Annotated in this window: 12 protein-coding genes and 1 tRNA gene; 11 read left to right on the top strand and 2 right to left on the bottom strand. The window is 66.3% G+C overall.

Features of this window, described 5'->3' with window-relative positions:
* Positions 1-8: 8 nt before the first annotated feature.
* The gene (locus WJS89_RS09685) at positions 9-683 is read right to left on the bottom strand and encodes a DUF4893 domain-containing protein (protein WP_346340728.1); all 675 of its coding nucleotides are present in this window, start codon (positions 681-683) and stop codon (positions 9-11) included.
* Positions 684-761: 78 nt separating this feature from the next.
* Here WJS89_RS09685 and rarD point away from each other — a divergent pair, with 78 nt between their 5' ends.
* Positions 762-1,676, top strand: coding sequence for an EamA family transporter RarD (rarD, locus tag WJS89_RS09680; protein WP_346340727.1), 915 nt, complete (start codon positions 762-764; stop codon positions 1,674-1,676).
* Positions 1,677-1,691: 15 nt separating this feature from the next.
* The gene (locus tag WJS89_RS09675) at positions 1,692-1,910 is read left to right on the top strand and encodes a hypothetical protein (RefSeq protein WP_346340726.1); all 219 of its coding nucleotides are present in this window, start codon (positions 1,692-1,694) and stop codon (positions 1,908-1,910) included.
* Here WJS89_RS09675 and WJS89_RS09670 read toward each other — a convergent pair.
* Positions 1,907-3,595, bottom strand: a complete 1,689-nt coding sequence (locus tag WJS89_RS09670) for a PHA/PHB synthase family protein (protein ID WP_431994016.1) — start codon at positions 3,593-3,595, stop codon at positions 1,907-1,909. The two genes, WJS89_RS09675 and WJS89_RS09670, sit on opposite strands and share 4 nt — an antisense overlap.
* Before the next feature lie 101 nt (positions 3,596-3,696).
* Here WJS89_RS09670 and WJS89_RS09665 point away from each other — a divergent pair, with 101 nt between their 5' ends.
* From WJS89_RS09665 to WJS89_RS09625, 9 genes are all read left to right on the top strand, one after another.
* Complete coding sequence (locus WJS89_RS09665) at positions 3,697-4,353, top strand: trimeric intracellular cation channel family protein (RefSeq protein ID WP_346340724.1); 657 nt, start codon at positions 3,697-3,699, stop codon at positions 4,351-4,353.
* A gap of 1 nt (position 4,354) precedes the next feature.
* Positions 4,355-5,524, top strand: coding sequence for an LL-diaminopimelate aminotransferase (locus tag WJS89_RS09660; protein WP_346340723.1), 1,170 nt, complete (start codon positions 4,355-4,357; stop codon positions 5,522-5,524).
* Positions 5,525-5,622: 98 nt separating this feature from the next.
* On the top strand, positions 5,623-6,207 hold the full coding sequence (locus tag WJS89_RS09655) for a L,D-transpeptidase family protein (protein ID WP_346340722.1): 585 nt from the start codon (positions 5,623-5,625) through the stop codon (positions 6,205-6,207).
* Positions 6,208-6,239: 32 nt separating this feature from the next.
* Positions 6,240-6,707: a DUF2721 domain-containing protein gene (locus tag WJS89_RS09650; protein WP_346340721.1), complete on the top strand. Its 468-nt coding sequence runs from the start codon at positions 6,240-6,242 to the stop codon at positions 6,705-6,707.
* 56 nt (positions 6,708-6,763) lie between these two features.
* Entirely contained in the window at positions 6,764-7,744 is a 981-nt protein-coding gene (gene glpX, locus WJS89_RS09645; protein ID WP_346340720.1) for a class II fructose-bisphosphatase, read from the top strand.
* 81 nt (positions 7,745-7,825) lie between these two features.
* Entirely contained in the window at positions 7,826-8,368 is a 543-nt protein-coding gene (locus WJS89_RS09640; RefSeq protein WP_346340719.1) for a PH domain-containing protein, read from the top strand.
* On the top strand, positions 8,365-9,939 hold the full coding sequence (locus tag WJS89_RS09635; protein ID WP_346340718.1) for a PH domain-containing protein: 1,575 nt from the start codon (positions 8,365-8,367) through the stop codon (positions 9,937-9,939). Before WJS89_RS09640 ends, WJS89_RS09635 begins: the two co-directional genes overlap by 4 nt.
* Positions 9,936-11,681, top strand: coding sequence for a single-stranded-DNA-specific exonuclease RecJ (gene recJ / locus WJS89_RS09630; RefSeq protein ID WP_346340717.1), 1,746 nt, complete (start codon positions 9,936-9,938; stop codon positions 11,679-11,681). Before WJS89_RS09635 ends, recJ begins: the two co-directional genes overlap by 4 nt.
* A 62-nt stretch (positions 11,682-11,743) precedes the next feature.
* Positions 11,744-11,819: transfer RNA gene (locus WJS89_RS09625), tRNA-Glu, on the top strand.
* Positions 11,820-11,919: the final 100 nt, after the last annotated feature.

Below are 11,919 nucleotides of genomic sequence, written 5' to 3'. Positions count from 1 at the left end.
GCCAGACGTTAAGGCTGGTCGGGCGTCGGCACCAGTTCGAAGACGTCGAGGATGCCGCCGTTGCGCGGATAGGGGATCGAGAGCCGCCAGCGGAACGGGCCGACCCGTTCCCACACCCCTGCCATGTCGCGCTCGGGATCCTCGCCATAGGCCAAGGGTTCGCGTTCGTTTCCGAGCGCCAGACTGCCGAGGAAGATATAGCGCGAGCCTGCATCGTACAGCCGCCCCGTCGGGCGCTGGCTGCCGGTCTGCTTCACGATCGTGAAATTCTCGTCCTCGATCTCGACGTAACAGAAGAAGGGATTGTAGGCGATGAAAGCGGGGTCGCCGGACTTTGCAGCGCCGAGCTTGACGAGGCGACACTGGTAGCTGCCCGGCGTCGGATCGGGGCGTTCGAGGGCGCCGTCGGGATCGAGGAGCGCGCCTTCGTCCTCGATCGCGCTCACGAACCCTTTGCCTCGCGCGGTTTCCAGTCCTTCGGTCCAGGCATCGCCGAGCGTATCGATCCGGTCGGCATCCGCGGGTGCCGCATAGCCGCGCCAGTCGGCATCGGGGTCGACGCCCGCCGCGCTGACGGGTTCGCTCGGGACGACCATTCCCTGCCGTTCAGGCTCCAGCGCCGCGCAGCCCGAAAGCGCCACCGTCGCGGCGCAGGACAAAGCAAGGCGAAGAAGGGCGGTCATGCCGGCTCAACGTGACGTGCGGCGATGGGTTGCGCAAGGCGATTGACATTCCCGCAGCGGGACAGCAGCGGCACGATCATGTCCGATGATGCCCGAACCCGGAGCGGCTATGCCTACGCCATCACCGCCTTCGGGCTGTGGGGCGTCATCCCCCTCTTCTTCAAGGCGATGTTACCCATTGATTCGATGGACATCGTCTCGTGGCGCGTCGTGCTCGGCGTTCCGACGCTCGCCCTGTTCATCGCCGCGGTTCGCAAATGGGACGCGGTTCGCACGGCGCTCGCCAACCGGCGCGTCATGTGGACGTTGCTCGCCAGCGCGGTGCTGATCGCGATCAACTGGGTCGTCTATGTCGTCGGGGTCAATTCGGGCCGCGTGCTCGCCACCAGCCTTGGCTATTATCTCAATCCGTTGCTCAACATCCTGCTCGGCCACTTCATCCTCAAGGAGAAGCTCGGCCCCTTTCGCTGGGCGGCGCTCGGCGTCGCGAGCATCGGGGTCGGCGTGCTGGCCTTCGGCGCGCTCGGCGACCTGTGGATCACGCTCACGCTCGCCTTCTCCTTCGCGCTCTACGGCCTTCTGCGCAAACAGGTCGACGTCGGCGCCGCCCCCGGTCTGTTCGTCGAGACGCTGCTGCTCGCACCTTTGTTCGCCGCCTGGCTGATCTTCTTTCGCGACATGGGCGATCCGCTCTTCGGCCCCGAACCCTACCATCTCTGGTTGATCCTCGCTTCGGGCGCGGTCACCTGCGTGCCGCTGCTGCTCTTCACCGAGGGCGCCCGGCGCCTGCCCTATTCGACCGTCGGCATCCTGCAATTTTCCGCGCCCACGGTGCAGTTCCTGCTCGGCGTTCTCCTGTTCGGGGAAGCGTTCACGCCCACACGCATGATCGCGTTCGCAGCCATCTGGATCGCCGTCATCCTCTACACGATCTCGCTGGTGCGCGATGCGCGGCGGTCCAAGCGTGTTAGCCTTGTAGAACAGTCGATCTGATCCTATATCAAGATCATGCTCAATATCGTCTCGATCCTCATCGGCATCATCGCCATCCCGTTCCTGATCATCGGGCAGGTTCCGCTGTTCGGCTGGACCAACCTGTTCTGGGTGATCATCCCTATCATCGGTGTGATCGTGGGCGCGCTGTCGTCCAAGACCTCGGGCCGCAACTTCAACGCGATCATCCTCGTGCTGATGGTGCTTCGTCTCGTCCTTCTCGGCGGGATCTAGCGCGTCTTCACGTAGCGCCCCGGCGCGTCCTCGATGGGCTCGAGCTTCCCTTCGCCCGGGATCCGTGCGCCGGTCGCGTCGACTTCGGCGCTGTCGATGCCCTTCAGCCAGTCGATCCAGTCGGGCCACCAGCTGCCCTCGCTTCGCTTCGCCTGCGACTGGAACGCCTCGAGGCTGTCTGCGCTCGCCCCCGCGTCCAGGACCGAATAATGATATTTGTTCGCATTGGGCGGATTGACGACTCCCGCGATATGCCCCGACCCCGCGAGCAGGAACCGCACGGGTCCCTGCACATGATCCTGGATCTTCCAGACGCTCGCCGCCGGCGCGATATGGTCCTGCTCACCAGCCTGCACGTACATCGGCGTCTCGATCATCGTGAGGTCGATGGGATGGCCGCCGATCTGGATCGCGCCGGGCTGCACCAGTAAGTTGTCGCGATAGAGCCGCGCCAGATAATCGCGATGCCAAGCGGCCGGCAGGTTCGTCACATCGCCGTTCCAGTGCAGCAGGTCGAAGGGTCGCGGCTCCTTGCCCATGAGGTAGTTGTTGACGACATAATTCCAGACGAGGTCGCGCCCGCGGAGCAGGTTGAAGGTCGCCGCCAGCACCCGCCCGTCGGTCACCCCCGTCTCGGCCGAAAGCTGTCCCAGCGTCGCCAGCGTCTCGTCGGAGACGAACATGGTAAGATCGCCCGCATCCTCGAAATCGACCTGAGCGGTGAAGAAAGTGGCGCTCGCGACCTTGTCCGCCTCGCCGCGCGCCGCCAGCTGCGCGAGCGTCATGCTGAGCACCGTGCCTGCCACGCAATAGCCGATCGTGTGGACAGCCTCGACGTCCAGCAGGTCGCGCACCGTGTCGATCGCCTGTTCCTGCGCGGCGACATAATCGTCCATCTGGATATGCGCGATACTCTCGTCGGCCGACTTCCAGCTGACCATGAACAGCGACACGCCCTGGTCCACCGCCCATTTCACGAAGCTTTTTTCGGGCGTGAGATCGAGAATGTAGAAGCGGTTGATCCACGGCGGGAAGATCACCAGCGGCGTCGCCAACACCATGTCGGTCGTCGGTGCGTAGTGGATCAGCTGGAAGAGCTCGGTCTCGAGGATCACCTTCCCCGGCGTCGTCGCCAGATCCTTGCCCAATTCGAACGCCCCTTCGGGCGACTGCGTCACCTGCCCGCTCGCGAGGTCCGCGAGGAAATTACTCATGCCCTGCGCCAGGCTGTCGCCCTTGGTCTCCGCCGCGCGCGCCAGCACTTCGGGATTGGTCAGGGCGAAGTTGGCGGGGCTCATCGCGTCGACGAACTCGCGCGTCGCGAAACGCAGCGTCTCGCGCGCGTCTTCATCGAGGCCGTCGAGTACATCCACCGTCCCCATCATCTTCTCGCTCCAGGCGAGATAATTCTGCTTCATCGCGGCGAACAGCGGATGGGCCGACCATTCCTCCGCCGAAAAACGGCGGTCGGGCTTGGAGCCGGCCGCCTGCATGTCGGCCATCATCTGGCCCCACGCCTGCATTCCGTCGGTCCACGCCTTGGCCCCCGCGTTCATCAGTTCCATGGGGTCCGCGCCCATCGGATTGCCCGGTGGCGGTGCAAAGCCGAGGCCGGGTTTCTGCGCACTCGCGCCGAAACTGTCCGCCCAGGCGTCCATCCACATCTTCTGCGTCGTCGCCATCATCGCGGCCCAGTCCTCGGGCCCTGCCTGCTTGTCGTCGCTCATGCGCCTCTCCTTGCACCTCGCCATAGCCTAAATGGATTGCACCGTCGCTTGGCTCCGTTATGGGCGAGGAAATGGAGCCCGACATCATTCCTTCCGGCCCGTTGGTACTGCTCGACTTCGTCGGGATCGGCGTTTTCGCCGTTTCCGGCGCTCTCCTCGCAGCGAAAAAGGGCCAGACGCTCGTCACCTTCTTCTTCTTCGCGCTCGTCACGGGCGTTGGTGGCGGCACGCTGCGCGACCTGTTGATCGGCGCACCCGTCTTCTGGGTCCAGCACAACGAAACCCTGTTCGTCATCACCGCCGCCGCGCTGGCCGTCTGGTTCATCAAAGGCCTGCAGAAGTCCGAAAAGCCGCTGCTCTGGTTCGACGCCATCGGGCTCGCCGCCTATTCGGTATACGGAGCCTCCAAGGCCCTGCGCTACGATATCGCGCCACTGCCCGCGATCGTCATGGGCGTGATGACCGCCTGCGTGGGCGGCATCATCCGCGACGTGCTGGCCAATGAACCCTCGATCCTCATGCGCCCCGAACTTTATGTCACCGCCGCCGCGCTGACCTCGGGGAGTTTCGTCGTCATGACACTTCTCGGCTTTCCGATCCTCATCGCCGGCAGCATCGCCGCGCTGCTCGGCTTCGCCCTTCGCGGCGCGGCGATCGCGCGCGGTCTCTCCCTGCCCTCCTACGCCAACGCCAATCCCTATCCGACCGAGGACTAGAATGAGCGACTATTATCGCATCGAGCGTCTCCCGCCCTACGTCTTTGCCGAAGTGAATGCGATGAAGGCCGCCGAGCGTGCCAAGGGCCGCGACATCGTCGATCTGGGCATGGGCAACCCCGACGGCGCGCCGCCCGCGCACGTGATCGCAAAGCTCGCCGAGGTTGCCGCCAAGCCGACCGCGCACCGCTACAGCGCGAGCGCGGGCATCAAGGGTCTGCGCAAGGCCCAAGCCGATTATTATGCCCGTCGCTTCGGCGTGTCGCTCGATCCCGATGCCGAGGTGTGCGTGACATTGGGGTCGAAAGAAGGCTTCGCCAACCTCGCGCAAGCGATCACGGCACCGGGCGACGTCGTGCTGACGCCCAACCCCAGCTACCCCATCCATCATTTCGGCTTCATCATCGCGGGTGCCGCCATCCGCTCGATCCCCGCCGCGCCCGGGCCCGACTTCTTCGACAAACTTCAGAAAGCGATGCGCTACTCGGTGCCGCGCCCCAAGGTGCTGGTGCTGGGCTATCCGAGCAATCCTACCGCGCAGACCGTGGGGCTCGATTTCTACGCGGGCGTCGTCGCCTTCGCGAAGGAGGAACGGCTCAAGATCATCTCCGATCTCGCCTATGCCGAAATCTATTTCGGCGACACGCCGACACCCTCCATCCTCGAGGTCCCCGGCGCGCATGACGTCGCGGTCGAATTCACGTCGATGAGCAAGACCTATTCGATGGCGGGCTGGCGGATCGGGTTCGCGGTCGGCAATGCCGAGATGATCGCGGCCTTGAAGCGCGTCAAATCCTACCTCGATTATGGGGCCTTCACGCCCATCCAGGCCGCCGCCGTCGCCGCGCTCAACGGCCCACAGGACATTATCGCCGAGAACCGCACCCTCTATCGGCGGCGGCGCGACGTGATGGTCGACAGTTTCGCCCGTGCGGGCTGGAATGTTCCGCCGCCCGAAGCGACAATGTTCGCCTGGGCGCCTATTCCCGAACGTTTCCGCGGCATGGGAAGCATGGAATTCTCGAAGAAACTGATCGCCGAGGCGGGGGTCGCGGTCGCGCCCGGCATCGGCTTTGGCGAAGAGGGCGAAGGCCATGTTCGCCTTGCACTGGTCGAGAACGAGCAACGCATTCGGCAGGCTGCGCGCGGCATCAAGAAAATGTTCGGCTGAAATTCGGTAACGCGGTTTACGACCGAAGGCCGCGCGTGGCCGACGAACGGTCGGTCGCCTTGGCCCATGTCGCGGCGAAAACGTCTAAAGACCGGCACATGAACGCTTTTTTCCGCATTGCCCTCCTCGCACCCGTCGCGCTGCTCGCGGCCTGCTCCGCTACGCCCGAACCGATCGTCTCGGCCCCCGTTGCCGAAGAGCCGGTGGGCTTCGTGATGCCCGAAGGCTATCGCTGGAGCCACGGCCATGGCCCCCGCAGCCATGCCGCGATGGCCGACACGTTCGGGAAAAAGGCGCTCGCACCCAACCAGTTCGTCTGGGCCGAGACCATTCCCGAGGACGGCGAGGTCAAGGTGGTCGTCGACCTCAAAACGCAGATGACCTACGCCTGGAAGGGCGAGACGCTCGTCGGCGCTTCGTCGGTATCGACCGGCAAGGAAGGCCATGAGACGCAGTTGGGCTTCTGGCCGATCCTCTCCAAGCACCGTCACTACAAGAGCCGCAAGTACGACAATGCGCCGATGCCTTATTATCAGCGGATGGATCGCTTCGGCATCGGGCTGCACGGCGGCCACAACCCCGGCACGCCCGCCAGCCACGGCTGCATCCGCCTCCCCGACGCCTTTGCCGCCAAGCTCTTCGCGTTGACCCAGACCGGTGACGAAGTAATCGTCGAGGGCTAGGCCGTGCGCCCCGCCTCTGGCAAAGGCGCGGCATGATCGATTCCACCGACCTCAACCAGCTCGGCCATACCATCGAGCTCGCGATCGCGCCTGTCTTCCTCCTGGTCGCGGCGGGCGGCTTTCTCAACGTGCTGTCGGGCCGCCTCAGCCGCGTCGTCGATCGCGCCCGAACCCGCGCGACCGACCTGCTCGGCGCGCGCGGCGAAGAGCATGACCGGATCCGCGCCGAGTTGCGCGTGGTCGACCGGCGGATCACGCTCGTCAACGCCGCGATCGGCCTCGTCGTCCTTGCCGCCGTTCTGGTGTGCTGCGTCGTCATTCTGATCTTCATCGGCAAGACCAGCGGATTTATTCTCAACCATGTCATCACCTGGCTGTTCGGGCTCGCCATGCTGCTGATTGCGGCGAGTTTCACCGCTTTCCTGATAGAAACCCGCATCGCGAGCCGCTGGCTGCGCGTCTCCGCCGACCTGCTCGACCACCAGGAGGAGCGCGACTGACCTCGACAGCGTCGCCATCGCTTGTCAAAGCGGAGAACGTCAGGAGAGAAGATTTCATGCCCAAAGCCTCGTCCGTGCTCGACCGCGTCCTCGTCCTCGAGATGGTGCGCGTTACCGAAGCCGCCGCCATCGCCGCCGCGAAGCTCATCGGCCGCGGCGATGAAAAAGCCGCCGATGCCGCCGCCGTCGAAGCGATGCGCGAGGCGCTCAACCGCCTCCCCATGAAGGGCACCGTCGTCATCGGCGAGGGGGAACGCGACGAGGCGCCCATGCTCTACATCGGCGAAAAGGTCGGTTGCGCGAGCGACGAGGATGCGCCGGTCATCGACATTGCGCTCGACCCCTTGGAAGGCACGACCATCACCGCCAAGGCCGGTCCGAACGCCCTCGCAGTGCTGGCCATCGCCGAGCAGGGAAACCTGTTGAATGCTCCCGACACCTATATGGAAAAGATCGCCGTCGGCCCCGGCTATCCCAAGAATGTCGTACGCCTCGAAGACGATGTGGAGACCAACATCAGGAGGCTCGCCGACGCCAAGGGATGCAACACGGGCGACATCATCGCCTGCGTCCTCGATCGTCCGCGCCACCGCGAGATCATCGCCGAACTGCGCCGCCTCGGCTGCGGGGTAAAGCTCATTCCCGACGGCGACGTGGCGGGCGTCATCGCCACCACCGACGAAGCGACCGGCGTCGACGTCTACCTGGGGACGGGGGGCGCGCCGGAAGGCGTGCTCGCTGCAGCCGCGCTTCGTTGTGTCGGCGGGCAGATGCAGGGCCGCCTCGTTTTCCGGAACGAGGACGAGAAAGCCCGCGCGCGTCGCTGGGGTATCGAGGACCTGGACCGTATCTATAAGCTGAAGGACATGGCGCGCGGCGACTGCATCTTCGCCGCGACCGGCGTCACCGACGGATCGCTGCTGGCCGGGGTTCGCCGCCGCAAGTCCGGAAGCATCGAAACCGAGACCATCGTCATGCGCGCCTCCTCGGGAACCGTCCGCACGGTGAGGACCGAACATCGCAAGGGCGTTGCCTGACGGGCGCACCCGCGGCCTTTTCCGCTGTCCTTCGGTCGTGCCGCCTTTCCCCTTGGCGCGGGACGACTTACATTGGGCGCGATGACCGACACCATCTATGACGACGCGGCCGGCGGCCCGCTCCCCGAGGCGCTCGACGCCGATCGACCGCACTTGCCTGCCGGTCTGCACCCGGTCGAGCCCGCCTATCGCGCGGTCCTGCGCACCAAGTTCGCGCTTTTCTGGCTTCCCTTCCTGGTCGGCGCGCTCGTCCTCGACAATTTCGCCTTCGACGGCCAGAGCTTCCGCGGCATCGCCAGCCTCGTCGTATTCGTCCTCATGGCCTCGATCGTCAGTCTGGCGCCCAATCGCATCTGGCGGCGTCTCGGCTATGCCTTGGGTGAGAAGGAATTGCGCATCGTGCGCGGCTGGCTGTTTCATGCCGACACGATCGTCCCCTTCGTGCGCGTCCAGCATCTCGACGTCGCACGCGGGCCGCTCGACAAGCTGTTCGGCACCGCGAGCCTCATCGTGCACACCGCGGGCACCCACAATAGTGTCGTGACCCTTCCCGGCCTCGATCCCGAGCGCGCGATCGCGCTGCGCGACACCATCCGCGCGCAGATCAAGACCGATTGGCAATGAGCGAGGCGGGGGCAGCACTGGCTATCGAGAACGAGGATATCGCGCCCGAGCGCGAACGGCTCCATCCGCTCACCCTCTTTACCGGCCTCGGCGCGGCGCTGAAGGGGGCCTGGGGCGCGGTGCTGGGCGGCCTCTTCTTCGTTGCGCAGGGGCGGGCGTGGATCGCCGCGCTCCTGTTCGGCGGGGTCCTCTTCCTCTCGCTCGCATCGATCGTGGCGCGCTACCTCAGCTTTTCCTTCCGCGTCGAAGACGACGAGATCGACCTCGCCAGCGGTATCCTCAGTCGCAACCAGCGCTCGATTCCCTTCGACCGGATCCAGGACGTCAATATCGAGCAGGGCATCTTGCACCGCATCGTGGGACTCGCGCGAGTCAAGCTCGAGACGGGCGCATCGGCCGCCTCCAACGAAGAGGATGGCGTGATCGACTCGATCGCGCTCACCCGCGCGGACGACCTGCGCGACCGCATCCGCGCGCATCGCAGCGGCGTTATCGCCCCCTCCCCCGACGCGCCCGTCGAGGAGCAGGCCGATCGGCCCGCCCTCTTCGCGATGGACGTCAAACGTCTCGTCCAGCTTGCGCTGTTCAGCTTCTCGCTCGCCATCGTCGGCGCGCTGTTCGGTGTGTTGCAGACGTACGGTGAAGCGCTCGGCATCGACATGTTCGAGGCCCAATTCTGGGAAGGCGCGCTCGCGCGCACCGGCCCCCTGCAGGATTTCGTCCTCGCCAACCGTATCACCACCGCCGCCTTCGGCGTCTTCACCTTGCTCCTTGCGGGCGTCCTCACCGGTTTCGTGCGCGTCATCCCGCGCGACTGGGGCTTTCGCCTCGACCGTACCGAAACCGGCCTTCGCCGTCGCCGCGGCCTCTTCACGCTCACCGACGTCGTCGTGCCGCTGAAGCGCGTGCAGGCGGCGATCATCGCAACGGGCCCCGTCCGCCGCCGGTTCGGTTTCGCCGAGTTGAAGCTCCAGAGCCTCGGGCGCGATACCGCCAAGGCAGGCGACCATGTCGTCGTCCCGCTCGGGACCGACGCCGAGATCGACGATGTGCTGGGGGAAATCGACACGATCCACCGCGACGCCGGCAACGCGCCATGGCACCAGCCAGCGCGCGGCTTCATCACCAGCTATCTCGTCTCGGCGTCGCTGTGGCTCGTTCCGATCAGTGTCGGTATCGCCGCGGCGGTTGCCGGTATCCGCTTCTCGGGCCAGCGCGACCTTGCCGATCCCTTCGACGGCGCGCTCCTGACCGTTGCCATCGCCTTCGCCGGCCTGCTCGTCCTGACCGCGCTCTTCCGTCTCCTCGACTATCGCCACCGCCGCCACACCATCGCCGACGGGCGACTGCTCGCCCATCGCGGCTGGTGGCGTCGACGCCTCGTCATCCTGCCGCTCGGTCGCATCCAGAGCGCCGACATCCACTCCAGCTTCTTCAAGCGTTGGTTCGGCATCGCCGACGTGCGGCTCGGGGTCGCGGGCGGCTCGGGGTTTTCGGCGCACGGCGTCGAAGGCATCGCGCTTGCCGAGGCCTATGCGCTGCGCGACGCGTTGCTGGAGCCCGTCCGATGAGCCTCGACATCAAGGAGAGCCTGTCGGGCCAGCCGTGGCGCTGGCGCTACAAGGGCGGTGACGACCTCACCCGCGACCTCACCGACCAACTGCTTCTCGCGCGCGGCGTCACCGAGGACGACCTGCCCCGCCAGCGCGAACCCAAGCTGCGCGACTTCCTTCCCGACCCCTCGGTCTTCAAGGACATGGACAAGGCTGCCGCGCGGCTCGCCGATGCGGTGGAGGCGGGCGAGCGCGTCGCGGTGTTCGGCGATTATGACGTCGATGGCGCGACGTCCGCCGCGCTCCTCGCGCGCCTGCTGCGCCCGTTGGGACTGGACCCCATTCTCTACATCCCCGATCGGTTGATGGAGGGCTACGGCCCTTCCGGCCCCGCCCTCGTCAAGCTGAAGGAGCAGGGCGCCACGCTCTGTATCACCGTCGATTGCGGCGCGCAGGCCTTCGAGGCGCTCGACGAAGCCGCGGCGGCAGGGCTCGAGGTGATCGTCTGCGACCACCACCAGTGCGACACGCGGCTCCCCATCGCGCACGCCCTCATCAACCCCAATCGGCTCGACGAGAGCGAGGACGGGGCAGCGCACGGCCATCTCGCTGCCGTCGGCATGGCGTTCCTTCTAGGCGTCGCGTTGCTGCGCGAACTGCGCAGGCGCGGTCGCTTCGTCAACGGAACGCCCGAGCCCGACCTGATGCCGCTGCTCGACCTCGTCGCGCTCGGCACCGTCGCCGACGTCGCCAAGCTGAAGATGCTGAACCGCGCGTTCGTCACGCAAGGTCTCAAGATCATGGCGCGCCAGCGCAATATCGGCCTTACCGCGCTCGCGCGCGTGGCGGGCCTCAAAAAAGCCGCCGCCTCGCGCGACCTCGGATTCGCGCTCGGGCCGCGCATCAACGCGGGCGGGCGCGTCGGCGAGGCCGATCTGGGCGTGCGCCTCCTCACCACCGAGGACGAGGCCGAAGCGCAGGAGATCGCCGAGCGGCTCGACCGCTACAACGAAGAGCGGCGCGCCATCGAGGCCGCCGTCACCGAAGCCGCGCTCGCCGCCGCCGAAGCGCAGGCCGACCGACCCGTCATCCTCGTCTCGGGGGCGGGCTGGCACCCGGGCGTCGTCGGTATCGTCGCCAGCCGCTTGAAAGAACGCTTCGGCCGCCCCGCCTTCGTCATCGGCGAGGACGAGGACGGCATCGGGAAGGGATCGGGTCGCTCCATCTCGGGCGTCGATCTCGGCGCCGCGGTGCTGGCCGCGAAGGCGAAAGGCCTGGTCCTCGCCGGCGGCGGCCATGCGATGGCGGCAGGCGTTACCGTGCCGCCAGGGGGCGTGGAGGCGCTCGCCGAGGAACTCTGCGCCCGCCTCGAGAAAACCGTCGAGGAAGCGCGCGCGGGCCGGGCGCTGATCATCGATGCGATGCTGACCCCCGGCGGGGTCGCGGCAAGCTTGTGCGATCGGATCGATCTTGCGGGCCCCTATGGCGCCGGATGGCCCGCCCCGCGCATCGCGGTCGGCCCCGCGCGGCTTCTGCGCCCATCGGTCGTTGGGAACGGCCACGTCCGATTCCAGGCGCTGGGCGATGACCGTCGCAGCTTCAAGGCGATCGCCTTCCGCGCCGCAGATACGCCCTTCGGCCAGGCGTTGCTCGCCGCTCGCCCCGACCAGTATTTCTGGCTGGCGGGCGTCATGAAACGGGACGACTGGACCGGCGGCGACGCGGCGGAGTTGCACGTGGAAGACGCGGCCCGCGCATAATTTCGCATCACTCGCTTGACGAACCCATCCGCATCTTTTAGTCGCGCCCCACACCACCGAGTGGCCCCTTCGTCTAGCGGTCTAGGACGTCGCCCTTTCACGGCGAAAACACGGGTTCGAGTCCCGTAGGGGTCACCACCTTTTCCATCGGCGAAAAGATCGTGCGCGCCGCTCGTGTGCAGGTTCAAGCATAACGCCGTCCCCGCAGGGTTTCGCCGAGCCGAGGCGCGCATGCGCG

It is taken from the genome of Sphingomicrobium aquimarinum (assembly GCF_039655735.1).
GTDB classification, from domain to species: Bacteria; Pseudomonadota; Alphaproteobacteria; order Sphingomonadales; family Sphingomonadaceae; genus Sphingomicrobium; species Sphingomicrobium aquimarinum.
This window is presented reverse-complemented; position numbering and strand designations above follow the sequence as displayed.

What these genes read in the sequence shown, in the direction of transcription:
- WJS89_RS09685 (WP_346340728.1), bottom strand. Translation starts at nt 683, where the DNA reads ATGACCGCCCTTCTTCGCCTTGCTTTGTCCTGCGCCGCGACGGTGGCG.
- rarD (WP_346340727.1), top strand. Translation starts at nt 762, where the DNA reads ATGTCCGATGATGCCCGAACCCGGAGCGGCTATGCCTACGCCATCACC.
- WJS89_RS09675 (WP_346340726.1), top strand. Translation starts at nt 1,692, where the DNA reads ATGCTCAATATCGTCTCGATCCTCATCGGCATCATCGCCATCCCGTTC.
- WJS89_RS09670 (WP_431994016.1), bottom strand. Translation starts at nt 3,595, where the DNA reads ATGATGGCGACGACGCAGAAGATGTGGATGGACGCCTGGGCGGACAGT.
- WJS89_RS09665 (WP_346340724.1), top strand. Translation starts at nt 3,697, where the DNA reads ATGGGCGAGGAAATGGAGCCCGACATCATTCCTTCCGGCCCGTTGGTA.
- WJS89_RS09660 (WP_346340723.1), top strand. Translation starts at nt 4,355, where the DNA reads ATGAGCGACTATTATCGCATCGAGCGTCTCCCGCCCTACGTCTTTGCC.
- WJS89_RS09655 (WP_346340722.1), top strand. Translation starts at nt 5,623, where the DNA reads ATGAACGCTTTTTTCCGCATTGCCCTCCTCGCACCCGTCGCGCTGCTC.
- WJS89_RS09650 (WP_346340721.1), top strand. Translation starts at nt 6,240, where the DNA reads ATGATCGATTCCACCGACCTCAACCAGCTCGGCCATACCATCGAGCTC.
- glpX (WP_346340720.1), top strand. Translation starts at nt 6,764, where the DNA reads ATGCCCAAAGCCTCGTCCGTGCTCGACCGCGTCCTCGTCCTCGAGATG.
- WJS89_RS09640 (WP_346340719.1), top strand. Translation starts at nt 7,826, where the DNA reads ATGACCGACACCATCTATGACGACGCGGCCGGCGGCCCGCTCCCCGAG.
- WJS89_RS09635 (WP_346340718.1), top strand. Translation starts at nt 8,365, where the DNA reads ATGAGCGAGGCGGGGGCAGCACTGGCTATCGAGAACGAGGATATCGCG.
- recJ (WP_346340717.1), top strand. Translation starts at nt 9,936, where the DNA reads ATGAGCCTCGACATCAAGGAGAGCCTGTCGGGCCAGCCGTGGCGCTGG.